The sequence below is a fragment of the Celeribacter ethanolicus genome, from assembly GCF_002407265.1.
GTDB classification, from domain to species: Bacteria; Pseudomonadota; Alphaproteobacteria; order Rhodobacterales; family Rhodobacteraceae; genus Celeribacter; species Celeribacter ethanolicus.
On the sequence record NZ_CP022196.1, the window covers coordinates 2,168,061 to 2,190,362 of the forward strand.

Consider the following 22,302-nt stretch of genomic DNA (forward strand, 5'->3'; position numbering starts at 1 on the left):
TCCTTAGCGGGACGCATCCGGAGTGAAGGTCGAGAAATCGACCAAGGTGCCCAGCATCTGCATGTAAGCGATGAGCGCATCCATCTCCGTGATTCCGTCCTGACCGTCGAAGTTCCGCACCTGCGCATTCGGGTAGCGCTCGAGGAGACCCTCGCTGTCGCTCCACGGATCCGCTTGGTTCACGAAGTCTTCTTTCGCGACTTCGATCATCTCGTCGGTGTAGGGCACGCCGACAATGCGGTGGGTTTTCATCAGGTCCTCGATATACTCGGGCTCGATGTAACGGTCCGCCAGGAAGCCGTATTTCGGCATCACCGATTCAGGCACAACGGACTGAGGATTGGTCAGGTGGTCGACATGCCACTCGTCGGAGTAGCGACCGCCCACACGGGCGAGGTCGGGCCCCGTCCGCTTGGACCCCCACTGGAACGGGTGATCGTATTTCGATTCCGCTGCCAGCGAGTAGTGACCGTAACGTTCCACCTCGTCGCGCATCGGGCGGATCATCTGCGAGTGGCAGACATAGCAGCCCTCCCGCACATAGATTTCCCGACCCGTCAACTCCAGCGGGGAGTAGGGGCGCACGCCCTCCACGTCCTCGATGGTGTTTTCGAGATAGAACAGCGGGGCGATCTCGACGATTCCGCCGACGGTCACCACAAGAAGCGCACCGACCAGAAGCAGGGTGCCGTTGGTTTCGATGATCTTATGTTTGTCGATAAGAGCCATGTTTGAAACCCTCCCTTATTCAGCCGGAGCCAGAGCCGACTCATCCGCTTTCACGGGAGCACGACGCACGGTCATATAGAGGTTGTAGCACATGATCAGCGCACCGGTGAGGTAGAGCACCCCGCCCGTCGCACGCACCACATACATCGGGTGTTTCGCGGCCACGGTGTCGGCAAAGGCGTTCACGAGGAAACCCTGGCTGTCGACTTCGCGCCACATCAGGCCTTCCATGATGCCCGTGACCCACATCGACGCGGCGTAGAGCACGATGCCGATGGTGGCGAGCCAGAAGTGCCAGGACACGAGACCGAGCGAGTAGAGACGCTGACGGTTCCACAGCGCCGGCACGAGGTAATAGAGCGCGCCGAAGGTGATCATGCCGTTCCAGCCCAGAGCACCGGAGTGCACGTGACCGATGGTCCAGTCGGTGTAGTGAGACAGCGAGTTGACCGCGCGGATCGACATCATCGGACCTTCAAAGGTCGACATGCCGTAGAAGCCAACGGAGATCACCATCATCCGGATGACCGGGTCGGTGCGGAGTTTGTCCCAGGCGCCCGAAAGCGTCATCAGACCGTTGATCATGCCACCCCAGGAGGGCATCCACAGGATCACGGAGAACACCATGCCCAGCGTCGAGGCCCAGTCGGGCAGCGCGGTGTAGTGCAGGTGGTGCGGACCGGCCCAGATGTAGATGAAGATCAGCGCCCAGAAGTGGATGATCGACAGCTTGTAGGAGAACACCGGACGTTCGGCCTGTTTCGGCACGAAGTAGTACATCATGCCCAGGAAGCCTGCGGTCAGGAAGAAGCCCACGGCGTTGTGGCCGTACCACCACTGCGTCATGGCGTCCTGCACGCCGGACATCACCATCACGGAGCGGGAGCCCAGAATGGAGACCGGAATCGCCAGGTTGTTGACGATGTGCAGCATCGCGATGGTCACGATGAAGGACAGGTAAAACCAGTTCGCAACGTAGATGTGCTTTTCCTTACGGGTGAAGATCGTCCCCATGAAGGCCATCAGATAGGCCACCCAGACGATGGTCAGCCACAGGTCGATATACCATTCCGGCTCGGCGTATTCCTTGGATTGGGTCACACCCAGCACATAGCCGCTTGCGGCCAGCACGATGAACAGGTTGTAGCCCCAGAACACGAACCAGCCGAGGTTGCCGCCCCAGAGACGCGATGCGGAGGTCCGCTGAACCACGTAGAAGGAGGATGCGATCAGGGCGTTGCCGCCGAAGGCGAAGATCACCGCAGAGGTGTGCAGCGGACGCAGACGCCCGAAGTTGCCGTGGCCTTGCAGGAATTCAAAGTTCAACTGCGGGAAGGCGAGCTGAAACGCGATGAACGTCCCGGCGAGAAAGCCGACGACGCCCCAGATGGCCGTTGCGATGACACCCGCGCGCACGACGCCGTCGAGATAGCCGGTCGGAGCCGGTTTGACGTCGCCTGCCACCCGCAGGGTGTAGATAAAGGTCATGGCCGCCGCGGCCATGAAAATGAGCGCGTGCACCTGATAGGCAAAATCGCGCCCGTAGTTCGCGGCAAGGCCGAAAAGGATCACGGCGATCCCCAGCACTGCCAGCTTGATATAGTTCCACATATTGCGTCCCTTCGTTCTTTCGCCCTCGTCCATAGGGCATAGCCGTCCCGCATTCGACCCACGGGGTTCGACATCTTGCGATTTGTCTCACATCTTTGTGAAGATCATTGATCTGAGTCAAAGCACCATCATTTACGATTTTTGTGCACCAGAATGACAGCAGGCATCTGTATGCCCGCGCCAATCGGTCGCACCCTGTTCGCATGGACAAATTTGCCGCAAAAAAGCTATTCCGAAAACTTATATTTCCAATAGACCTTTACTCGGGCGCCAAAACCGCGTTTTTTGTTGATCTCCGTCAAGGCGAGATTTCCTTTGCGGGACCATGATTTCGGCAATGAGACACACCACCCGAAGGAGGCGGACATGCCCTTCAAAACCATTACAACCATCATGTGCAACATGGAGGCCGACCGCCACGCTCTGGATGCGGCGGTGGCCCTCGCCCGGAAGGAAGAGGGGCATCTCGATGTGATCTGCCTCGGCCTCGACCGGACACAGCCGGGCTTCTATTACGCCGGCACCAACGCCATGGCGCTTCAGGACAACCTGCAACAGGCACAGGCCGACAGCAAGAAAATCGAGGAAGAGGTCAACGACTACCTCAAAGCCGAAGAAATTCCGTGGTTCACCAACCCGGTCACGGCGCAAATGGCCGGCCTGACTCCGCAGCTCGCGCATTTCCTGCGCTTCTCGGATGTCGTCGTCCTGCCCCGTCCCTACGGTCAGGGTCGCGGTCATGAACATGAGGAAATCCTCGAAGCCGCGCTGTTCTCCGGTCACGTTCCGGTGCTCGTCGTGCCCGATGGCGTCAGTGTCCCGGACAACATCGACCGTGTGGTCGTCGCCTGGAACGAAAGCGCCGAAGCGCTCGGTGCGGTGCGTGCCGCCCTGCCGATCCTGCAAAAGGCCGATCTGGTGGACATCACCATCATCGACCCGCCGCAACACGGCCCCGACCGTTCCGACCCGGGCGGCTCGCTCTGCCAGATGCTCGTGCGTCACGGCGTGCGCGCCGAGGTCTCGGTGCTCGCCAAAACCATGCCGCGCATCTCCGACGTACTTGTGCGTCAGTTGAAAGACAAGGATGCCGACATTCTGGTGATGGGTGCCTATGGCCATTCGCGCTTCCGCGAATCCATCCTCGGCGGCGCAACGCGCCACATGCTCGAACTGGCCGACATTCCGGTTCTGATGTCGCACTAAGACGTTTTCGGGCGCAACTCCGACCGGCACAGTCCTCCCTCATGTGCCGATCGGGAATATCAGGCCCAAAAAGAAACCCCGCGGATCGCTCTGCGGGGTTTCTTTTTATAATCAAAGCGATGGATCAGACCATCAGCCCACCGTCATTGTCATCGCCAGTCTCGATCTGCAACCGGTCGAAATCGGGAATGATCACCTTGCGCTTGCCTTCGAGCGTGATCACCCCGTCGCGTTTGAGCGCAGAGATTTGCCGCGATACGGTCTCCAGCGTCAACCCGAGATAATCGGCCATCGCCTCGCGCGTCAGCGGCAGTTCGAAATCCATCCCATCGCCTGCCGTGGTCAGCGCCAGCGACGCCTCGCGCCGGGCGATGATGGCCAGAAGCGAGGCGATCTTTTCCCGCGCGGTCTTGCGCCCGAGAATCAACATCCATTCCCGCGCCGCATCCAATTCGTCGAGCGTCATTTCAAGCAGGCGCTGCGCAACATGCGGCGTGCGGATCATCATCTGCTCGAACGGTTTGCGCCGGAAACAGCACAGCGTCAGATTCGACACCGCCACCACATCGTAAGGCGCCGCATCGCGCCCGGGACGCCCAAGGAAATCCGACGGCAGCAACAGCCCGACCATCTGGGTCCGCCCGTCCTCCATCGCCTGGCTCAGGGACGCAACGCCGGTCACCACCGAGGCCACGAAATCCATCCGGTCGCCGGACCAGACAATCGGCTGACCGGCTTCGTAGGAACGATAGTATTTGATCGCATCCAGTTCTTCGAGCTCATCCGCCTCGCACCGCGCACAGACGGAGCGATGCCGGATCGGGCAGGACCCGCACTCTTTATGGTCAAACACAATTTCGTTCATTCGTGCGCTCGCAATTCTTGATCTGGGTCAAGGCACCCGATCTTTGATGGGCTACAGCGTATCTCTATGAACAAACACACGCAACTCCGCAAGCTTGGCCTTTTTGACGCTCGTGTCCCCCGGTACACGAGTTACCCAACGGCACCGCATTTCTCCGACACAGTCGGCGGCGATGACGTGACCGATTGGCTGTCGGCGCTCAACCCGGCCGAGCCGATCTCGCTCTATGTCCATGTTCCGTTTTGCCGCCGTCTCTGCTGGTTCTGCGCCTGCCGGACTCAGGGCACCACGACAGCCGGACCGGTAGCGGCCTATGTCGAAACGCTGAAAGCGGAGCTTGCACTTGTGAAGGCGCATTTGCCCGAAGGCATCGAGATCGGCCATCTGCACTGGGGCGGCGGCACGCCGACGCTTCTGGAAGCCGGGATGATCGCCGATCTCTCGGGCGCGATCCGTGACCTCGCGCCTTTTGCGCAAGACTACGAGTTCTCTGTCGAGGTCGACCCGAACGAGATCGACGACGCGCGCCTCGATGCGCTCGCCGAAGCCGGGATGAATCGCGCCTCCATCGGCGTGCAGGATTTCGATCCGCAGATTCAGGAAACCATCGGTCGCATTCAGTCCTATGAGACCACGAAAGCCGCCGTCGAGGGCCTCCGCGCCCGTGGCATTCGCTCTCTGAATGCCGACATTCTCTATGGGCTTCCGGGCCAGACCCGGGAGAAAATTTCCGAGAGCGTGCAGAAACTCCTGTCGCTCTCGCCCGACCGGGTGGCGTTGTTCGGCTATGCTCATGTGCCCTGGATGGCCCGGCGGCAAAACATGATCCCGACCGACGAACTTCCGACGCCGGAAGAACGGCTCGACCTGTTCAACACCGCCCGCGACCTTTTCGTCTGGGACAATTACGCCGAGATCGGCATCGACCATTTTGCGAAAAAGGGCGACGGGCTCGAAGTCGCCCTGCGCACCGGCAAGCTGCGCCGCAATTTCCAAGGCTATACCGACGACAAATGCCCGACCATGGTCGGCATCGGTGCCTCTTCGATTGCGAAATATCCGGGCGGTTATGCCCAGAACCAGCCCTCGACCTCGAAATATCAGGCCGATGTGCGCGCGGGTCTCCTGCCCATCGCCAAGGGCCACCGCTTCACCGAAGAGGACCACCTGCGCGGTCGGATCATCGAGGCGCTGATGTGCGATTTCCGCGTCGAGGCGGCGGAACTGTCTGAGGTCTACGGTCTCACACAGGCGGAATTCAACGACTTCGCGACCAGCGCCGCCGAAGCCTTCCCCGAGATGCTCGACATCTCGTCCGAACGCATCGTGATCCGTGAAGAGGCCCGCCCACTCACCCGCATGATCGCGCGCCACTTCGATGCCTATGACATGACACAGGCGCAACACTCCTCCGCCGTCTGAGCGCATCACCTTCCCAAACGCCGAAAAAGACCCGCCAATAGCGCGGGTCTTTCTCTGTCTGGCCCTTGCCATTCCCGGGGATTTACAGGACACCCGGCGGACAAACCGGAGACCGATCATGGACATTCTTTCCCGCCTCAAAGCCATTACGCCCCATGTGCTCACGGGCGACGACGCCCTGCCCTATGGCCGCGACTGGGTCGGAAAATATGAAACCTCTCCCTTGGCCGTGGTCCGTCCTCGCACGACCGCTGAAGTCTCCGCCATTCTTGCGCTCTGCCATGAGACCGAAACCCCCGTGGTGCCGATGGGCGGCAACACAGGCCTGACCGGCGCCACCGCCGCCGACGGCGCGCTGATCCTCTCGCTCGACCGGATGCAGACAATCCGCGAGATTCGCCCCGAGGCCCGCATCGCCGTGGTCGAGGCCGGCGTGATCCTACAGGACCTGCACGACGCCGCCGAGGCTCATGGCCTGACCTATCCGATGACCTTCGGCGCGCGCGGCTCCGCCCGGATCGGCGGCACGCTTGCGACCAACGCCGGCGGTTCGAACGTGCTGCGCTATGGCAACACCCGCGATCTGTGTCTCGGCGTCGAAGTGGTTCTGGCCGACGGGCGGGTGCTCGATCTGATGAGCGAGCTGCACAAGGACAATTCGGGCTACGACTTGCGCGATCTGATGATCGGCTCGGAGGGCACGCTGGGCGTCATCACCGCCGCCGTGTTGAAACTCTACCCGGCGCCCAAAGCCCATGCCACGGCCATGGTCACCACCACCGGGCTGTCCGCTGCGCTCAACCTGTTGAACGCGCTCCAGACCCGCACCGGCGGCATGGTCGAGGCCTTCGAGTACATGCCGCGCGGCTATATGGACAACCTCGCCCGCTTCCGCGCCGATCTGACCCCGCCTCTGGGCCACGATCAGGATCACACGATTTTCCTAGAGATCGGCTCCACCATGCTGCGCGATTGCACCCCCGACGAGACCGGGCAGATCCCGCTCGTCACCCATCTCGAAGAGACGCTGGGCGTGTTGTTCGAAGAGGGTCTGGTGCTCGACGCAGCGCTCGCGCAATCCGAAGCGCAGCGCGCGCTGATGTGGGAAATCCGCGAGGCGGCGGCGGAGATTTCCACCGCCGAGAAGCCCGTGGTGATCAACGATCTCTGCCTCCCGCTCGACCGGCTTGAGGCTTTCATGGATCAGGCGGAAACACGTCTGCGCGCGCTCGATCCGGGGTTTAAAACCTGCCCCGTCGCGCATCTCGGCGACGGCAATATTCACTATACCGTGTACCCGAGCACCTACGAGCTGGCCGACCCCTTGATGGAAGAGGTGGAGGAAATCGTGCGCGAAATGGGCGGCAGTTTCTCCGCAGAACACGGCATCGGCCTGTCGAAACTGCCCTCGATGGAACGCCGCAAGAACCCGGTCGCTCTGGAGATGATGCGTGCGGTAAAAGCGGCCTTCGACCCGAAAGGCATTCTCAACCCCGGAAAAACGCTGCCTTAAGCGTTATTTCCAGTCGAAGAACCCGGTGCCTGCGCGTTCCAGAAGTTTCGTTGCCATCTCGACGCCCATCGCGGCGGCATCTTCGACCGCGCCGGACATATCGTCGGTGAGGCTTTCCGACCCGTCCGTGCGCAGAATCTCTCCGCGCAGACGAATGGTCCCACCCTCGACCTCGGCCAGCCCGGCAATCGGGGTCTGACAGGAGCCATCAAGCTTGGCCAAAAACGCCCGTTCACAGGCCATCGCCTGCCCGGTCTTGACGTCATGCAGTGCGGAAAGCATCTTCGCGACCGTCGCGTCATCTTCGCGCCGCTCGATGGAAATCGCCCCCTGCGCCACGGCAGGCAGCATTTCCTCAGCCGTCACAGCACGGCGCGGCACATGATCATAGCCCAGCCGGTTCAGCCCGGCCATGGCAAGAAAGGTTGCCTCCGCCACGCCCTCTTCGAGCTTTTGCAGACGGGTCTGTACCGAGCCACGAAACTCGACGACGGTGAGATCGGGCCGTTTGTTCAACAACTGCGCCTTGCGACGGAGCGAGGAGGACCCGACCACCGCGCCCAGCGGCAGATCGGCAAGCGCCTTGCCGTCGAGCGTGATGAAGGCATCAAACGGATTCTCGCGCGGCAGATACGTATCGAGGATCAAACCCTTCGGCTGCATCACCGACATATCCTTGGTCGAGTGCACGGCAATGTCGATTTCGCCGGTCAGAAGAAATTCCTCGATCTCCTTGGAGAACAGCCCCTTGCCGCCCAGTTCGCGCAAGGAGCGGTCCTGAACCCGGTCGCCGCGCGTGGAAATCGTCACAATCTCGAACACGTCCTCCGGCAGATCGAAGGCCGTCATAAGGCGCGACCGCGTCTCATAGGCCTGCGCCAGAGCGAGCGGCGAGCCACGGGTGCCGATTTTCAGGGGGGCGGCGGGGGTGGGAAGTGTCACTGTCATGGCCAAGGCTTACCTGCGGCGGATCGGCCTGACAAGCAGGGAAAGCGCCCTCTGCGCTTGACAAAAGCGCGCAAGCCGGGGACCAGTGCGGGGATGATGACGGGAGGCCCGAAATGACCGACAAGACGATCCTGAAAGCGCTCAGAGGCGAGGTACAAAAGGTGCCGCCGATCTGGATGATGCGGCAAGCCGGGCGCTACCTGCCGGAATATCGCGCGACGCGCGCCGAAGCCGGAGATTTCCTCTCGCTGTGCTACAACTCGGATCTGGCCGCCGAGGTGACGCTGCAACCGATCCGGCGTTATGGATTCGATGCGGCGATCCTGTTCGCCGACATTCTGTTGTTGCCGCAGGCGCTTGGGGCCGATCTCTGGTTCGTCACCGGCGAAGGCCCGCGGCTGTCGACCATTCAGTCGGATGCCGATTTCTCGGCTCTCAAGGGCAAGGACGACATTCACGACACGCTTGCCCCGGTCTATGAGACCGTGCGCATTCTGTCCCGCGAATTGCCGAAGGAAACGACGCTGATCGGTTTCGCCGGGGCTCCGTGGACAGTGGCAACCTATATGATCGCCGGGCGCGGCACCCCCGATCAGGGGCCCGCGCATGCGCTGCGGATGGGCAACACGGCGCTGTTCGAAAAGGTCATCGACCTTCTCATCGAAGGCACCATCGAATATCTCGACCAGCAAATTCAGGCCGGCGCCGAAGTCGTGAAGATATTCGATAGCTGGGCCGGAAGCCTCAAGGGCGAAGCCTTCGAAAAATACGCTGTCGAACCGACCCGCAAGATCACGGCGGAACTGAAAGCCCGCCACCCCGGCATCCCGGTGATCGGCTTCCCGCGCGAAGCGGGCGAGGGTTATATCGGCTTTCACGCCAAGACCGGCGTCGATTGCGTCGCGCTCGACAATTCCGTCACCCCGGAATGGGGCGCGGCCAATGTCCAGAAAGACGGCTGCGTGCAGGGCAATCTGGCGTCCTCGCATATGGTCACGGGCGGTCAGGCGCTGATCGACGAGGTCCGCCATGTGCGCGAGGCCTTCTCGCACGGCCCGCATATTTTCAACCTCGGCCATGGCATCACGCCGGACGCGGACCCGGACAATGTCAGCCTGATGATCGAGACGCTGCGCGAAAACGCCTAAGGAAAAGCCCCGCCAAAGCGGGGCTTTTCCTTACTCATCCTCATGTGAAGCGCCGTTGAGCACGCCACGATAATTCAGCCAAATCTTTTTGCAATGATCGCGCGCCCAATCACCGCACCCATGCAGGATTTCGTATTTCCCAATAAGATACGCCAAAGATCCTTCGGTCGGCGCCCATTGGAACTGCCCCAGCAAGAGGATTTTCTTTTCCATATCCGACAATCCCGCCCGCAAGATGCGCGCATATCTTTGTCGAAGCTCAGCGGCCCGCTTTGCATCCGCAACAGGCAGGGCCTCAAGCTCTTCGAGGCAATACCTAAGGAAATTGTAGTACCCGCCCGGGAAAACATCGCGTGCGTCCTTGCCAAGGCTCTGGCCGTCTCTTTCGTGCACCTCCCCACACAAGGTCACGCATTGGTCCCGCGCACTTTCATCGGCATTCACTCCGTTATGCTCGTGTAGCCAAAGATCATGCCAAAACATGAATTGCGCATGGAATTGACTTTGCATTTGCAAGGATTGCTGAGCCTGAAACTGAGCCACCTGCTGATTATGCGCATCCGCCGCGCGGGACAATTCCCGTGTCTGTTCCTCAACACTTTGCCGCGTCAAGGACAATTCCTGACGCTGCCAGGTCAATGAAACGAGAAATCCCGCAAAGGCCAACCCGCTGAACAGCGCGTTCAGCACCCCCATGGAATCGCCAAGCTCGTTCCAAGCCAGATTTGTCGGACGTTCCAAAGACAGAACGCTCCAGACATTGATGACAAACAAGATGACGACAAACGCCAATACCAGAAATGCAAACCTATATTTTTTCATAAACAATTTAAGTCCTTAAATAATTTAAAAATTCCTCATACCCATTTCGCCATCGGCGGCAGGGACATCAGGACGGCGTCAGGGTTGTGCCCCGTCTCCAACCCGAATTTCGTGCCCCGGTCATAGACGAGGTTGTATTCGGCATAGAGCCCGCGATGGACGAGTTGGCGATCCTTGTCGGCCTCGTTCCACGGCGTATCACGGCGTTTTTCCGTCACGCCGAGGAAAGCCGGAAGGAAGGCCCGACCCACGTCCTGAGTGAAGGCAAAGTCCTTTTCCCAGTCGCCGGTGTTGAGATCGTCATAGAAAATCCCGCCCACGCCACGCGCCCGCCCCCGGTGCGGGATATAGAAATACTCGTCCGCCCAGGCTTTAAAGCGTGGGTAATACTCGGGATCGTGGCGATTGCAGTGCTCTTTCTGAATCGCGTGGAACGCCGCCGTGTCTTCGGCATATTCGATGCAGGGATTGAGATCCGAGCCGCCCCCGAACCACCAGCCATGCGGGGTCCAGAACATCCGGGTGTTCATGTGGACCGCAGGCGTATGGGGGTTCTGCATATGCGCGACAAGGGAGATTCCCGCCGCCCAGAAACGCGGATCGTCCTTCATCCCGGGCAGCCCCTTGCGAGCCGCCATGGCCATCTGGGCCCGCTCGCCCAACGTGCCGTAAACGGTGGAGACATTGACCCCGACCTTCTCGAACACCCGCCCGCCGCGCATCACCGACATGAGCCCCCCGCCCGCGTCCGATCCGTCCTCGGCGTCGCGCGTGGTTTCCGTCACCTCAAAGCGCCCGGCGGGAAGACCCACTAAGGGACCGCTGAGCTGGGTGTCCTCCAAGGCTTCGAAAGCCGACACGATCTGATCGCGCAACTGGCGGAACCATGCACTTGCGCGCGCCTTCTCATGGGTCATCTCATGCGTCATGGGGCCTCCTCTTTGCCGTCCGCGAGAGGTAACAACAAGATGGCATCGGGGGCAAGCACCCTTCCCCTGCGACGGAAACGCGCTATGATCGCGTGTATATGAGGAAAGGAGATTTCCGATGCGTTGGCTCATTTCACTGGCGGTGCTGCCGCTGCTCGTCGCCTGTTCCGAACAACAGATGTGCATTTCCCGTGCGACCAAGGATTTGCGTCAGGTTCAGAGCTTTATCAAAGAGGCCGAAGGCAATCTCGGTCGCGGTTACGCGCTCGTCGAGAAAGAATATATCGACTACGACATTGAGCGCTGCGGCACCAATGACGAAGGCAAGCCGATCTTCTGTCGTGTGCCGGATGTCCACACCCGCATGGTGCCGAAATCCATCGACCTGGATGCCGAAGCCGCGAAGCTCGCCGCTCTCAAGAAGAAAGAGGCCCAGCTTCAGATCGAGGCGAATGCAGCGGTCGAGGCCTGCAAGGTGCAGTACCCCGAGTGATCGTCAATGCGTGGGCGCAAGCACCGGATCGACCAGCGTGCGCCCGCCATCCACGGTCAGGATCTGTCCGGTCATGAAGCCCGAGCCTTCGGAAACGAGATATTGCACCGTTTCCGCCACATCGGTGGCTGGCGCCACCCGCCCCATCGGGGTCTTGGCGATGATCTCGCCCCGGTAATCGGGATTGTCCGACAGCATGCCCTGCAGGCTCGAACTCATCACGGAGCCGAACGCCACCGCATTGACCCGGATGCGATGCGGCGCGAGGGCCACCGCCATGGCGCGCGTCATCTGGTCCACCGCACCGGAGGAAATCGAGAAGGCCAGCAGCTCCGGCTGACAGCGTCGCGCGGCAATCGAGGACAGGTTGACGATGGCCCCGACACTGGCATCGCTCTCCTCGGATTTCTCCGCATTCCGGATCATCCATTTCGCCACCTGCTGAATCAGCCGCAGCGAGGTCATGAGGTTCTGCTCGATGAGCTGGGAGACATTGTCGTCCTCGACCGAAAGCGGATCGCTCATTGCCACCTGACGCGAGGCGTTGACCAGGATATCGACCCCGTCAAACGCGTCGATCGTCGCCGAAAGCAGATTCGCAATGGTCAGTTTCTCCCGCAGATCTCCGGCAAAATAGGCCACCTGCGGGTTTTCACCGCCAACAAGATCGCCATATTCCGCCGTCAGGCTGGCTTCGTCCATATCCGCACACATCACGCGTGCCCCCTGGGCCAGAAAATGCCGGGCGATGGCGAGACCGACGCCATTGGCAGCCCCCGTCACAATCGCGGTCTTGCCTTCGATGGAAAAGCTCATGCTGGCTCCTGTGTGTTTGCTCAGACCCTAGGTCGTCTTGGCCGCTTTGCGAAGAGGTTTCGCCGCATGCAGCAGTTTGAAGCCCCCCGTGGCGCCGATCTCGGCATATGTACCGAAACAGGCGGCCAGCGTCGCCTCATAGGGCAATTGCCGGTTCGCCACGAGCCAGAGCTCGCCATGGGGGGCAAGCATCCGGCTGGCCGCCTCTATAAAGGCCTGCCCAAGCGCCGGATTGGCGGCGCGGCTGGTGTGAAACGGCGGGTTCATGATCACCGCATCGAGCGGTCTGGGCGGGGTAAAACGCGTGGCGTCTTCCCAGTGAAAGGTCACACGCGGATCGTCGAGATTGTCACGTGCGCAGGCAAGCGCCGCCGCTTCCGCCTCGACCACATGCAATTCCTTCACCCCTTCGCGGTCCAGGATCGCGCGGGAGAGATACCCCCAGCCCGCGCCGAGATCGGCAATTTTCGCCGGGAGTTTCGCGGGCAAAGCGGCAACCAGCGCCTCGGAGGCCCTGTCAATTCGGTCGACGGAAAATACCCCGAGACGGGTGGTGAACCCCTCGATCAGGTGCAGCGGCCCCGGATCGGTCCAATCGGCAAACCCGCCGCCGGTGATCCCCACCGCCTTGCCATGCGCCTTGGAGACCACATGCCCCACCACCGCACGTTTCTTCAGCTCTTTCAGGATACTGTCGATGCCGTCGGTCTTCTGGCCGTCGACGATCACCCGATCCGCCCGCGACGCGGCATCGGCGATCAGCGCATGCGCTTCCGCCTTGGAGCGGGGCAGCAAGACCACGGCAAGGTCGAACCGGCCTTCAGCCTCGGTTCTGACGTCATACCCACGTGCCACCAAAGCATCGACATCGGGTTTGAACCCCTGCACGATTTGCACCGTCGCACCGTCCAGCGCGGACAGATCCGTGTCGCCATGGGGACGATAGACCACGGCGGTCGTCACGGGCGCAGAGCCCTCAAGGATCAGGGGGAGACGTGCGGACAGCATGGCGGGGAAACGCCTATTCCTTTTCCATCGTGCATTGCAGCGGGTGCTGGTGCCGGCGGGCGAATTCCATCACCTGCTGCACCTTGGTCTCCGCAATCTCGAAAGGAAACACACCGACAACGGCAAGCCCCTTTTTATGCACGGTCAGCATGATTTCAGTGGCATGCGCATGGCCAATGCCGAAGAAGCGCTCCAGCACCAGAACGACGAATTCCATCGGCGTGTAATCGTCATTCAGCAACATCACCTTGTAGAGCGGCGGGCGTTTGGTCTTCGGCCGAGTTTTGAGCGCAAGACCGACATCGCCGTCGTCATTCGAACGGTCGTCATTGTCTGACATCATCTGAGGCGCGAGGATCACTCTGTCGTCTCCGGTTCCATGTTGCAGCATCTTGGCGGGATCATTTGCCGATATATAGCCCCTTTTTCACATCAATAAAGAGGGTTATGCCGAAACCGGTAAAGGAGCGCCGATCACATGCCCGATAAACTCGCTACAATCGCCTTCGATGCCGACGACACCCTGTGGGAAAACGAAGAGTTCTTCCGCATCACTCAGGACAGATTCGCCGAGCTGCTGGCCGATTTCACAGAAGCCGATCATCTCGCCGAGCGCCTGCTGGCCGCCGAGCGACGCAATCTCGGGCATTACGGGTTCGGCATCAAGGGCTTCGTCCTCTCGATGATCGAAACCGCCATCGAAGTGACCGAGGAGCGCGTCCCCGCCGCCGTCATCAGTGAATTGATCGCCGCCGGTCAGGAGATGTTGCACCATCCAATCCATCTGCTCGACGGGGTCGAGGAAACCGTGGGCGCCCTGGCCGAAACCCATAAGATCCTCTTGGTGACCAAGGGGGATTTGCTCGATCAGGAACGCAAACTCGCCCAGTCCGGTCTGGGCGAACTGTTCGACGGGGTCGAGGTGGTCTCGGCCAAGACGCCCGAGGTTTACCGCACCCTCTTCGCCCGCCATGGTGTCGCGCCCGAACGCGCGATGATGGTCGGCAATTCGGTGAAATCCGATGTCCTGCCGCCGATTGAGGTCGGGGCCTGGGGCGTTCATGTGCCGCATAACATCACTTGGGCTATCGAACATGCGGAAGCACCGGAGGGGCATCCGCGCTATCGCAGCCTCGCGTCGCTGCGCGATCTGCCGGAGCTGATCGGCTCCCTCTGAGAAATCGCACAGGGGGGCGCCCCCCGATCTGGTGGAGCGGCGCCACGCCACCACCAAATATGGCGTTGCATCAATGCACGTCTTGAAAACCCTTGAAAATTGGTGGTTTTCTCACGGCAAAGCCTGTGCTAGCCTCACTTCCAAACACAAGTCGGGCGAGATGATCCGACAAGACGAGGCAGAGTTATCATGAAGAGCAACGTGCAGGCACGGGGTATCCCGCGTGCAGTTTCCGGCCGTATTTTTCCACTCTTTCTGATCGCCTTCGCGATGATGATCGCGATGTCGGCCCGCGCCGTGGCTGCGGAATACGCCGCCCTGGTGATGGATGCGCGCAACGGCAAGGTGCTTCACGCCACCAATGCCGACACGCGATTGCACCCGGCCTCTCTCACCAAGATGATGACGCTCTACATCGCCTTCGAGGCGATCGAACACGGCGAGATTTCGCTCGACGATGAGGTGACGATCTCCCGAAATGCCGCAGCGGAGCCGCCTTCGAAGCTCGGTCTCAAGCCCGGTCAGAAGATCAAGCTGCGCTACCTGATCCGTGCCGCCGCGGTGAAATCCGCCAACGATGCCGCCACCGCCATCGGCGAGGCCATCGAAGGCTCGGAGGCCGCCTTTGCCCGCCGGATGAACCGCACCGCCAAGGCCCTCGGCATGTCGCGCACCACCTTCAAGAACGCCAACGGCCTGACCGAAGAGGGTCACCTGTCGACCGCCCGGGACATGAGCGTCCTCGGGCGCCATCTGTTTTACGACTATCCCGACTATTACAACCTGTTCTCGCGCACCACGGCCGATGCCGGCGTGCGCATGGTCTCCCATACCAACACCCGCTTCCTGACCTCCTACGAGGGCGCGGACGGGATCAAGACCGGCTACACCTCCGCCTCGGGTTACAACCTCACGGCCTCGGCGCATCGCGGCAGCGAGCGGATCATCACCACCGTCTTCGGCGGTCGCTCCGGCGCGGCGCGCAACGCCAAGGTTGCGGAACTGATGGACCTGGGCTTCAAACGCGCACCGAGCCGCGTTGCCGTAGTGAAACCCGGAAAACCGCCCTATCTCGGCAAGGTCGGTGGCGATACGGTCATGGTGGCCGCCAATCAGGATGCGCCTGCGACCGCCTCGAAAATCATCCGCGTGAGCACAAGGATGAGTACGAGCCCCTGGCCCAAAATGCGCCCGACGCAGGCTCTTGCGCCGGAGACCGAAGAACTCCTGCTGGCCGCGTCTGATGACGTGATGTCTGCGCTCGCGAAGGCCGAACAGGACGCAGCGCTTCTCGCCGCGGCCAATGACGCTGCCGCAGAGGCCGCTACGCTGCTGGCTGAAACCGCGCGCGCTCAGGCCAGCGAGATGCCCGAGGTGACGCCGACACTTGCACCGGCAACCGCTCCCGTCGTCGCCCAGGCGGTCGTCCCGACGGTCGCCCCGCTGCCGCGCCCCGCCACGCTACAGCTCGCTTCCATCGAACCGGCCTCCGCCATTGCCGCCGAACCCGCCGTCAGCACGCCCGAAGTCGTCACCCGGCTCTCGACCTCCGGCAACCGCTACTGGGGCATCAACATCGGCACTTATGGCAGCGAGTACGAGGCGCGCAAGAATTTGCTCCGGACCGCACTGACCGAGGTGGAAATGCTCGACGGCGCGCTGCGCAAGGTGGTTCGCACCAAGCGTGGCTTCGACGCCAATTTCCTCGGCATGACCGAGGACATGGCGGCGCTCACCTGCCGTCGCCTCGAAGCGCGCGGCACCGATTGCAACACGATCGGGCCGTCCTGAACGGCCCCTTGTCCAAACGCAAAAGGCGACCTTCACCGGTCGCCTTTTTCATGTCTGCGGAACAGTCGTCATTCAGACGCCCGCGCCCTCTTCCACCTTGAGATCGAGCGCGGCACTGACCAGCGCCTTGGTGTAGACCTCTTTCGGCGTCTCGAAAATCTCCTCCGCCGTGCCCATCTCGACCACATCGCCACGCTTCATCACCAGAACCTGATGCGACAGCGCACGCACCACGCGCAGGTCGTGCGAGATAAACAGGTAAGCCAGCTTGTGTTTCACCTGAAGACGACGCAGAAGCTCCACGATCTGCACCTGCACCGTCATGTCGAGTGCGGAGGTCGGCTCGTCCAGCACCACCAGACGCGGGCGCAGGATCATGGCGCGGGCGATGGCGATGCGCTGACGCTGACCGCCGGAGAATTCATGCGGATAGCGGTGCCGGGTCTCGGGATCGAGGCCGACCTCACGCATGATGTCGATCACCGCTTCCTCGACGGAGGCATAGCCCTCGACCCGATGCACGCCCAGCCCCTCCGCGATGATCTGTTCCACCGTCATGCGGGGTGACAGCGAGCCGTAGGGGTCCTGGAACACGATCTGCATATCGGCGCGCAGCGGACGGAGTTTGCGGTTGGACCAGCCCTGGATGTCCTGTCCTAGCACCACCACCGGCCCTTGCGAGGAAATCAGCCGCATGATGGCCAGCGCCAGCGTCGTTTTTCCCGACCCGGATTCGCCCACGATGCCCACGGTTTCACCGGCCCGCACCGAAAGTGTCGCGGCATTCACCGCCTTCACATAGCCCACCGTTTTACGCAGAAAACCCCGCTGGATCGGGAACCAGATGCGCAGGTCCTTGGTCTCGGCCACCACCTCCGCGCCTTCGGGCACGGGGGCGGGATGGCCGGTTGCCTCGGCGGCCAGAAGCATCTGCGTGTAGGGGTGCTGCGGATTGTCAAAAATCTCTGTCGTCACCCCGGTCTCGACGATCTCGCCATTTTTCATGACACAGACCCGATCGGCGAATTTGCGCACGATGTTCAGGTCATGGGTGATGAAAAGCATCGACATACCGAGGCTCTGTTTCAGCCCGGCCAGAAGTTCGAGGATCTGCGCCTGAATGGTCACATCGAGCGCGGTTGTCGGCTCATCCGCGATCAGCAATTCGGGGCGGTTCGCGAGCGCCATGGCGATCATGATCCGCTGCCGCTGCCCGCCCGAAAGCTGGTGCGGATAATCCTTGAGACGGCTTTCGGGGTCGTGGATGCCGACCTGATTCAAAAGCTCGATCACCCGCTCCCGCGCCGCCACACCCGTCATACCATGGTGAATGAGCAGCACTTCGGCGAGCTGTTTTTCCAATGTGTGTAACGGGTTGAGCGATGTCATCGGCTCTTGGAAAATAAAGCTGATGTCATTGCCGCGCAGTTTGCGCAGCTCTTTCTCGGAGGCACCGACAAGCTCCTGCCCCTGATAGGTGATCGAGCCTTGCGTGACTGCCGTGTCGGGCAAGAGGTTCACACAAGACAGCGCCGTCACCGATTTGCCGGAACCGGATTCGCCCACGAGGGCAACGGTTTCGCCCTTCTCGACCGAAAAGGACACGCCTTTGACGGCCTCGACCACCTGACCATCCTGACGAAAGCCGACCCGCAGGTCTTTATAGTGCAAAAGGCTCATCGAAAGGTCTTCCTCGGGTCAAACGCATCCCGCACGCCTTCGAAAATGAAGACCAGAAGCGAGAGCATGATGGCATAGGTGAAAAAGGCGGTGAAGGCGAGCCAAGGCGCCTGAAGGTTCTGTTTCGCCTGAAGCGTCAACTCGCCGAGAGAGGGCGCCGAGGACGGCAGGCCAAAGCCCAGAAAGTCGAGAGAGGCCAGCATGCCAATGTTGCCGGTCACGATGAAGGGCAGCATGGTCAGCGTCGCCACCATCGCATTGGGCAACATATGGCGGAACATGATCGTCCAGTTGCCGACGCCCAAGGCCCGCGCCGCCCGGATATATTCGAAATTCCGCGCCCGCAGGAATTCGGCCCGCACGACGCCAACAAGCGCGGTCCAGCCGAAGAGGATGGTGACAAAGACCAAGAGCCAGAAACTTCGTCCCAGAATGGCAAACAAGATGATGATCACATAGAGCGCGGGCATCGCGCCCCATATTTCCAAGACACGCTGAAAGATAAGATCGGTGCGTCCGCCGAAGAAACCCTGAATGGCGCCCGCGACAATGCCAATGAGCGAGGAGGCCAGCGACACCACGAGAGTGAAGAAAATCGACAGGCGGAAACCGTAGATCACCCGCGCGACCACATCGCGTTTGGTATCATCCGTGCCCAGCCAGTTTTGGCGCGTCGGCGGCGAAGGCGCGGCGCCCGGCCCCTCGACCTGCGTGTTGTAGGAATAGCGAATGGGCGGCCAGATCATCCAGCCCTTCTCGATCTCTTCGCCATTGATCACACCGTCCTGGGCGTCTTCGAGATAGGCCTCGGGATCGTCGAAGCAGTCGACCATGCCGCCGGTCTCGATCAGACATTGCACCTCGGGATAGCGATAGACCGCTTCGGTCCTGAAATCGCCGCCGAACTCGGTTTCCGGGTAGAATTTGAAGATCGGCATGTAATAGCCGCCGCGATATTGCACGAGGATCGGTTTATCATTGGCCAGAAACTCGGCAAAGAGCGACAGGCCGAAGAGGATCGAGAAAATGATCAGCGACCAGTATGCGCGGCGGTTCGATTTGAAATTCCGCCAGCGACGGCGGTTCAGCTCGGACATCTTCATGTGTCCCTCCGCTCAAAGTCGATCCGCGGGTCGACGAAGACATACATCAGATCCGACAGGATGCCGATCAGCAGACCGATGAGACCAAAGAAGAACAACGTGCCGAAAATCACCGGATAGTCGCGCGCGAGAGCGGCCTCATAACCCAGACGGCCAAGCCCATCGAGGGAGAACAGCGTTTCGATAATGACGGAGCCGCCAAAGAACACACTGAGGAACAGCCCCGGAAACCCCGCGATCACGATCAGCATGGCGTTGCGGAAGACGTGACCATAGAGGACACGGCTCTCGGGCAGGCCCTTGGCCTTGGCGGTGACCACATATTGTTTGCGGATCTCATCGAGGAAAGAGTTCTTGGTCAAAAGCGTGAGCGTCGCGAAGGACGAGATCACGGAGGCCAGAACCGGCAGGGTGATGTGCCAGAAATAATCGGCGATCTTGCCCAGCCAGGACATCTGGTCCCAATCGGGCGAGGTCAGCCCACGCAGCGGGAAAATCTGCCAATACGAGCCCCCCGCCAAAAGCACCAAAAGCAGGATCGCGAAGAGAAAGCCGGGGATCGCATAAGCGGCGATGATGATGCCCGAGGTCCATGTGTCAAAGCTCGATCCATCACGCACAGCCTTGCGGATGCCCAGAGGGATCGAGACCATATAGGAAATCAAGGTCGCCCACAGCCCCAGAGAGATCGACACCGGCAACTTGTCCCAGACAAGATCGAGCACGCCCTCGGATTTGAAATAGCTCTCGCCGAAATCGAAGCGCATGTAGTTCCACATCATCGAGAGGAAGCGCTCGAGCGGCGGCTTGTCGAGACCGAACTGACGTTCCAGATCGGCGATGAACTCGGGCGGAAGACCCCGCGCGCCGGCGTATTCGCTTTGATAGGCGGTGTTTTCGGCCAGATTGGAACTGCCCGCATCGGCCTGCGTGCCGGTGATCGTCTCGAACACATCGCCCTCGCCCTGCAAATTGGCGAGCACCTGTTCGACCGGACCGCCCGGCACGAATTGCGTCAGCGCGAAATTGACCACCATGACCCCGATCAACGTCGGAATGATCAACAGCAAGCGCCGTAGAATATAGGCTCCCATGAAGCGTCCTTACCGGATTGTTATATCTGCTCTTGCCCGTTCGGGGCCTTTTACTTCAATGCGCCAGCCGCACGCAATTCCGCTTCGCGGTCGGCATTCACCCACCAGAAATCCAGATAGCCCAGATCGAGCGGCGGCATCGTATCCTCATCGGGATGCTCATACATGTCGTAATAGGCGACCCAATAGCTGTCGTTCATATGCGCGGGTACGATGAAATAGTCGTAGCGCATGATGCGGTCGGCGGCTTTGACCATCGCCACCATGTCCTCATAAGTCTCCGCCTTCAAAAGCTCCTTGCCGATATGATCAATCGCCGGGTTGCAATAGCCCGCCGGGTTGAAAACATCGTCGCGCTCCTGGCAACCGTATTTCTGGAGGAAGGACGAGCCCTCTTCGAAACCGTTCGAATAGCCATCGAAGATCATGTCATAATCAAAGCTCTGGCGACGGGCCTGATATTGGTTCGGGTCGATCCGGTTGTAGGTGGCGTCGACGCCCAGCGCGGTCAGGTTCTCGACATAGGGCTTGATGATCCGGTCCCAGGCCGGGCTGTAGTGCAAGAATTCGACGGACAGAACCTCTCCGTCCGCATTGCGCATCTTGCCATCATCGCCGGGGGTGTAGCCGGCTTCGGCGAGCAGAGCCGTCGCCCGACGCATGTTCCGGCGGTCCAGAGAGCGGTCGCCGGACGTGTGCGGCAAAAGCGGGTCTTCGGTAAAGATCGCCTCGGGCAGATCGCCCCTGACCTCCTCGAGCACCGCAAGTTCCTTACCCTCTGGCAGGCCGGTCGCCATCAGTTCCGGCGTCTGCCAAAAGCTCTCGCGCTGGGAAAACAACCCGTATTGCAGCGTCTCGTTGGTCCAGGTGAAGTTATACATCAACCCCAGAGCCAAGCGCACATTGCGGTCCTGAAACTTCTCGCGGCGCAGGTTGAACAGGAACCCGGTCGCGCCCGGAATGCTGCCGTCGTGCAGGGTCTCTTTCTTCACCCAGCCTTTTTCAAGCGCCGGAAAATCGTATCCCGTAGCCCAGACCAGCGAGGAGTTTTCCTGACGGAAGGTGATGTCGCCCGCTTTGAAGGCCTCGAAAGCGGCGATGGTGTCGCCGAAATAGGTCACCCGAATGGTGTCGAGGTTGTTGCGCCCCACGTTCAGCGGGTGTTCCGCCCCCCAATAGTCAGGGTTGCGCTTGTACTCGACCCATTGACCGGCATCGTATCCCGCCAGCATATAGGCCCCGGTCCCCGGCGAGGTCTCATAGCGTTTCTCGTCGAGCCGCGCGCCGGTTTCCTCGAACCACGCTTTCTTCATGACGATCGACGCCGCCGCCTGATCAATTAAGCCATTGCGCGGAATGTCCGGCTGGAAAGTGAATTTCACCGTATGCGCATCGAGCGCCTCGACGCTCTTGATCATCGCAGACACACCCGCGCGCCACGACGGCGTCGCTTCGGCGATCATCTTGTTATGGGTAAACACCACATCCTCGGCGGTCATCGGTGTGCCGTCGGAAAAGGTCACATCGTCGCGCAGGTGGAAAATCACCCACTCCTTGCTCTCGGGATACTCGATGGTCTCGCAGAGCACACAATAGCTCACCGATTTATACTCATCCGCCGTCGAGGTCATCAGACGCTCATACATCGAAGACGACAAAGAGGCGGGCGTCCCCGACAGCGTGGCAAAGGGATTCAGACTGTCAAACGTGCCCACGGTGCCCAGAATGATCTCGCCACCTTTCGGCGCGTTCGGGTTGACGTAATCGAGATGTTCGAAGGGCTCGGCATATTTCGCCTCGTCCCATTCCGAATACCAGGTCGAGGTGATGATTTCCTCGGCAGAGGCCCCGCCACTTCCCAAAGCCAATGCGGCCAGAACGGAAAGGGATCTCAGGAACAGGGGGCGTGCGGTCATGGTCGTCCTCCGAAGGGATGGCTGTACTTCC

General features: G+C 60.7%; 20 protein-coding genes. 7 read left to right on the forward strand and 13 right to left on the reverse strand.

The window, feature by feature from the left end; all coding sequences use genetic code 11:
- Positions 1 to 3 precede the first annotated feature (3 nt).
- Both ccoO and ccoN read right to left on the reverse strand, forming a co-directional pair.
- On the reverse strand, positions 4 to 729 hold the full coding sequence (ccoO, locus tag CEW89_RS10605; RefSeq protein WP_066702728.1) for a cytochrome-c oxidase, cbb3-type subunit II: 726 nt from the start codon (positions 727 to 729) through the stop codon (positions 4 to 6).
- 15 nt (positions 730 to 744) lie between these two features.
- Positions 745 to 2,340, reverse strand: a complete 1,596-nt coding sequence (gene ccoN / locus CEW89_RS10610; protein WP_066702725.1) for a cytochrome-c oxidase, cbb3-type subunit I — start codon at positions 2,338 to 2,340, stop codon at positions 745 to 747.
- 366 nt (positions 2,341 to 2,706) lie between these two features.
- On the opposite strand from ccoN, the gene CEW89_RS10615 reads away from it, so the two are divergent.
- Positions 2,707 to 3,546, forward strand: coding sequence for a universal stress protein (locus CEW89_RS10615; RefSeq protein ID WP_066702719.1), 840 nt, complete (start codon positions 2,707 to 2,709; stop codon positions 3,544 to 3,546).
- A gap of 124 nt (positions 3,547 to 3,670) precedes the next feature.
- Here CEW89_RS10615 and fnrL read toward each other — a convergent pair whose 3' ends face one another.
- Positions 3,671 to 4,411, reverse strand: coding sequence for a transcriptional regulator FnrL (gene fnrL / locus CEW89_RS10620; protein ID WP_066702717.1), 741 nt, complete (start codon positions 4,409 to 4,411; stop codon positions 3,671 to 3,673).
- A gap of 66 nt (positions 4,412 to 4,477) precedes the next feature.
- On the opposite strand from fnrL, the gene hemN reads away from it, so the two are divergent.
- Together hemN and CEW89_RS10630 are read left to right on the forward strand one after the other, a co-directional pair.
- Positions 4,478 to 5,833: an oxygen-independent coproporphyrinogen III oxidase gene (gene hemN, locus CEW89_RS10625; RefSeq protein WP_096805883.1), complete on the forward strand. Its 1,356-nt coding sequence runs from the start codon at positions 4,478 to 4,480 to the stop codon at positions 5,831 to 5,833.
- Positions 5,834 to 5,951: 118 nt separating this feature from the next.
- Complete coding sequence (locus tag CEW89_RS10630) at positions 5,952 to 7,346, forward strand: FAD-binding oxidoreductase (protein ID WP_096805884.1); 1,395 nt, start codon at positions 5,952 to 5,954, stop codon at positions 7,344 to 7,346.
- Between the two features lie 3 nt (positions 7,347 to 7,349).
- Here CEW89_RS10630 and hemC read toward each other — a convergent pair whose 3' ends face one another.
- Entirely contained in the window at positions 7,350 to 8,294 is a 945-nt protein-coding gene (gene hemC, locus CEW89_RS10635; RefSeq protein ID WP_096805885.1) for a hydroxymethylbilane synthase, read from the reverse strand.
- 113 nt (positions 8,295 to 8,407) lie between these two features.
- Here hemC and hemE point away from each other — a divergent pair, with 113 nt between their 5' ends.
- On the forward strand, positions 8,408 to 9,442 hold the full coding sequence (gene hemE, locus CEW89_RS10640) for a uroporphyrinogen decarboxylase (RefSeq protein ID WP_096805886.1): 1,035 nt from the start codon (positions 8,408 to 8,410) through the stop codon (positions 9,440 to 9,442).
- Between the two features lie 30 nt (positions 9,443 to 9,472).
- On the opposite strand, the gene CEW89_RS10645 is transcribed toward hemE, so the two are convergent.
- Both CEW89_RS10645 and hemF read right to left on the reverse strand, forming a co-directional pair.
- On the reverse strand, positions 9,473 to 10,270 hold the full coding sequence (locus CEW89_RS10645) for a hypothetical protein (RefSeq protein ID WP_198403407.1): 798 nt from the start codon (positions 10,268 to 10,270) through the stop codon (positions 9,473 to 9,475).
- 29 nt (positions 10,271 to 10,299) lie between these two features.
- Positions 10,300 to 11,193, reverse strand: a complete 894-nt coding sequence (hemF, locus tag CEW89_RS10650; RefSeq protein WP_096805888.1) for an oxygen-dependent coproporphyrinogen oxidase — start codon at positions 11,191 to 11,193, stop codon at positions 10,300 to 10,302.
- 118 nt (positions 11,194 to 11,311) lie between these two features.
- Between hemF and CEW89_RS10655 the strand changes: the two genes are divergently transcribed.
- Complete coding sequence (locus CEW89_RS10655; RefSeq protein WP_096805889.1) at positions 11,312 to 11,686, forward strand: hypothetical protein; 375 nt, start codon at positions 11,312 to 11,314, stop codon at positions 11,684 to 11,686.
- 3 nt (positions 11,687 to 11,689) lie between these two features.
- Here the strand turns inward: CEW89_RS10655 and CEW89_RS10660 are convergent, their stop codons facing one another.
- From CEW89_RS10660 to clpS, 3 genes are read right to left on the reverse strand one after another with little or no spacing between them, the layout of a single operon-like run.
- A complete protein-coding gene (locus CEW89_RS10660; RefSeq protein WP_066702694.1) occupies positions 11,690 to 12,502 on the reverse strand; it encodes an SDR family NAD(P)-dependent oxidoreductase in 813 nt (270 codons plus the stop codon).
- Between the two features lie 27 nt (positions 12,503 to 12,529).
- Complete coding sequence (locus CEW89_RS10665) at positions 12,530 to 13,510, reverse strand: class I SAM-dependent methyltransferase (protein ID WP_096805890.1); 981 nt, start codon at positions 13,508 to 13,510, stop codon at positions 12,530 to 12,532.
- A 13-nt stretch (positions 13,511 to 13,523) separates the two neighbouring features.
- The gene (gene clpS, locus CEW89_RS10670) at positions 13,524 to 13,850 is read right to left on the reverse strand and encodes an ATP-dependent Clp protease adapter ClpS (protein ID WP_198403554.1); all 327 of its coding nucleotides are present in this window, start codon (positions 13,848 to 13,850) and stop codon (positions 13,524 to 13,526) included.
- Between the two features lie 138 nt (positions 13,851 to 13,988).
- Here clpS and CEW89_RS10675 point away from each other — a divergent pair, with 138 nt between their 5' ends.
- Both CEW89_RS10675 and CEW89_RS10680 read left to right on the forward strand, forming a co-directional pair.
- Complete coding sequence (locus CEW89_RS10675; protein WP_066702688.1) at positions 13,989 to 14,687, forward strand: HAD family hydrolase; 699 nt, start codon at positions 13,989 to 13,991, stop codon at positions 14,685 to 14,687.
- Between the two features lie 189 nt (positions 14,688 to 14,876).
- The gene (locus CEW89_RS10680; protein WP_096805891.1) at positions 14,877 to 16,478 is read left to right on the forward strand and encodes a D-alanyl-D-alanine carboxypeptidase family protein; all 1,602 of its coding nucleotides are present in this window, start codon (positions 14,877 to 14,879) and stop codon (positions 16,476 to 16,478) included.
- Between the two features lie 72 nt (positions 16,479 to 16,550).
- On the opposite strand, the gene CEW89_RS10685 is transcribed toward CEW89_RS10680, so the two are convergent.
- Genes CEW89_RS10685 through CEW89_RS10700 form a run of 4 tightly spaced genes read right to left on the reverse strand, consistent with a single transcriptional unit; the run spans position 16,551 to position 22,271 of the window.
- Complete coding sequence (locus tag CEW89_RS10685) at positions 16,551 to 18,158, reverse strand: ABC transporter ATP-binding protein (RefSeq protein ID WP_096805892.1); 1,608 nt, start codon at positions 18,156 to 18,158, stop codon at positions 16,551 to 16,553.
- Entirely contained in the window at positions 18,155 to 19,261 is a 1,107-nt protein-coding gene (locus CEW89_RS10690) for an ABC transporter permease (protein WP_096805893.1), read from the reverse strand. The genes CEW89_RS10685 and CEW89_RS10690 overlap by 4 nt, the downstream gene beginning before the upstream one ends.
- Entirely contained in the window at positions 19,258 to 20,355 is a 1,098-nt protein-coding gene (locus CEW89_RS10695) for a microcin C ABC transporter permease YejB (RefSeq protein WP_096805894.1), read from the reverse strand. The genes CEW89_RS10690 and CEW89_RS10695 overlap by 4 nt, the downstream gene beginning before the upstream one ends.
- A gap of 50 nt (positions 20,356 to 20,405) precedes the next feature.
- A complete protein-coding gene (locus CEW89_RS10700) occupies positions 20,406 to 22,271 on the reverse strand; it encodes an extracellular solute-binding protein (protein ID WP_096805895.1) in 1,866 nt (621 codons plus the stop codon).
- Positions 22,272 to 22,302 lie beyond the last annotated feature (31 nt).

Bases quoted from the DNA above. Each gene is read 5' to 3' on its own strand.
- fnrL (WP_066702717.1), bottom strand. From the start codon at position 4,411: ATGAACGAAATTGTGTTTGACCATAAAGAGTGCGGGTCCTGCCCGATC.
- hemC (WP_096805885.1), bottom strand. From the start codon at position 8,294: ATGACAGTGACACTTCCCACCCCCGCCGCCCCCCTGAAAATCGGCACC.
- CEW89_RS10685 (WP_096805892.1), bottom strand. From the start codon at position 18,158: ATGAGCCTTTTGCACTATAAAGACCTGCGGGTCGGCTTTCGTCAGGAT.
- ccoO (WP_066702728.1), bottom strand. From the start codon at position 729: ATGGCTCTTATCGACAAACATAAGATCATCGAAACCAACGGCACCCTG.
- CEW89_RS10690 (WP_096805893.1), bottom strand. From the start codon at position 19,261: ATGAAGATGTCCGAGCTGAACCGCCGTCGCTGGCGGAATTTCAAATCG.
- hemN (WP_096805883.1), top strand. From the start codon at position 4,478: ATGAACAAACACACGCAACTCCGCAAGCTTGGCCTTTTTGACGCTCGT.
- CEW89_RS10680 (WP_096805891.1), top strand. From the start codon at position 14,877: ATGAAGAGCAACGTGCAGGCACGGGGTATCCCGCGTGCAGTTTCCGGC.
- CEW89_RS10675 (WP_066702688.1), top strand. From the start codon at position 13,989: ATGCCCGATAAACTCGCTACAATCGCCTTCGATGCCGACGACACCCTG.
- CEW89_RS10660 (WP_066702694.1), bottom strand. From the start codon at position 12,502: ATGAGCTTTTCCATCGAAGGCAAGACCGCGATTGTGACGGGGGCTGCC.
- CEW89_RS10665 (WP_096805890.1), bottom strand. From the start codon at position 13,510: ATGCTGTCCGCACGTCTCCCCCTGATCCTTGAGGGCTCTGCGCCCGTG.
- CEW89_RS10655 (WP_096805889.1), top strand. From the start codon at position 11,312: ATGCGTTGGCTCATTTCACTGGCGGTGCTGCCGCTGCTCGTCGCCTGT.
- ccoN (WP_066702725.1), bottom strand. From the start codon at position 2,340: ATGTGGAACTATATCAAGCTGGCAGTGCTGGGGATCGCCGTGATCCTT.
- hemE (WP_096805886.1), top strand. From the start codon at position 8,408: ATGACCGACAAGACGATCCTGAAAGCGCTCAGAGGCGAGGTACAAAAG.
- CEW89_RS10700 (WP_096805895.1), bottom strand. From the start codon at position 22,271: ATGACCGCACGCCCCCTGTTCCTGAGATCCCTTTCCGTTCTGGCCGCA.
- clpS (WP_198403554.1), bottom strand. From the start codon at position 13,850: ATGTCAGACAATGACGACCGTTCGAATGACGACGGCGATGTCGGTCTT.
- CEW89_RS10695 (WP_096805894.1), bottom strand. From the start codon at position 20,355: ATGGGAGCCTATATTCTACGGCGCTTGCTGTTGATCATTCCGACGTTG.
- CEW89_RS10630 (WP_096805884.1), top strand. From the start codon at position 5,952: ATGGACATTCTTTCCCGCCTCAAAGCCATTACGCCCCATGTGCTCACG.
- hemF (WP_096805888.1), bottom strand. From the start codon at position 11,193: ATGACGCATGAGATGACCCATGAGAAGGCGCGCGCAAGTGCATGGTTC.
- CEW89_RS10615 (WP_066702719.1), top strand. From the start codon at position 2,707: ATGCCCTTCAAAACCATTACAACCATCATGTGCAACATGGAGGCCGAC.